The organism is Paraburkholderia sp. RL17-373-BIF-A (assembly GCF_046030175.1).
Classification (GTDB): domain Bacteria; phylum Pseudomonadota; class Gammaproteobacteria; order Burkholderiales; family Burkholderiaceae; genus Paraburkholderia.
The window spans coordinates 1-1046 of record NZ_JARESO010000291.1 but is presented as its reverse complement, the minus strand read 5'-3'; the positions used below and the strand labels follow the sequence as shown (position 1 = coordinate 1046).

Sequence of the window (1046 nt, the reverse complement as noted above, 5' to 3'; positions counted from 1 at the left end):
GCACAATGAGCGAGAAGTCTGAGAAACCAACGGCCAAGCGTATACGGGATGCGCGCCAAGAAGGACAGATCGCCACAAGTCAGGAGGTCAACGCGAGCGTGCTCTTGGCAGTGACATTGTTGTGGATGACGGCGGAGGGGCCGGCGTTGGTGACAGGATTGGCGGGATTGGTCACGGTCACTGTTGCAAGTGTTAATTTACCGATACACAGTGCACTGCAGCAGGTGGCGGATCACTTCGTCATGGTGATAGAACGCTTCGTCTTTGGCTTTGCTGCGCTGCTTGTTACCGCTCTGACGTTGACCGGATTGATCCAATCGGGTTTTCTGTTCGCACCAAAAGCACTGCTTCCATCAGGTCAACGAATTAGTCCGCTATCCAACGTGAAGCAAATTGTTTCAGTCAAGAGTTTATTCGAATTATGTAAGTCCGTTTTAAAGGTAGTAATTCTAGGTTGCATTTTTTTCTATCTGGTCAAGCGATACGCCGCCTCGTTTGCACATCTTCCGTTGGCTGGAGTGGAGGCAGGATTGGCGGTCTGTGTGCAAATGGCGCGTTGGATGTGGGAGATCCTGTTGGGCGTGACGGCCATGTTCGCGGTCGCCGACTATGCTATGAAGCACAGGCAGTTGATCAAGCAGCTGATGATGTCGCGCGATGATATCAAGCAAGAGTTCAAAAATTCGGAAGGCAACCAAGAGGTAAAACACCGTCGGCGGGAGTTGCATCGCGAAGTGCAGAGCGGAAGCTTTGCTGCGAGCGTGGGCCAGTCGTTAGTCGTATTACGCAACCCAAGTCACATAGCTGTATGCCTGCGTTATGTGTCGGGCGAGACACCGTTGCCCCAAGTTCTAGAGATTGGACGCGGTGCGCTGGCGCTGAGCATCGTTGCGTTGGCAGAAGCCCAAGGGATTCCGGTGGTTGAGAATGTACAACTCGCGCGTGCGTTAGCTGCTTCGACGACCCCCGGGGACTACATCCCCGAGCCATTGTTTCAGGCGGTGGCGCATGTATTGCGGGGACTCCAAGACAAGCAGCGAGAAGGA

1 protein-coding gene is annotated in these 1046 nt (G+C 53.7%); it reads left to right on the top strand.

What is annotated here, in order from left to right; translation table 11 throughout:
- Positions 1–1046, top strand: a 1046-nt coding sequence (locus P0D80_RS50420; protein ID WP_408296306.1) for an EscU/YscU/HrcU family type III secretion system export apparatus switch protein, incomplete at both ends; no start/stop codon positions are given.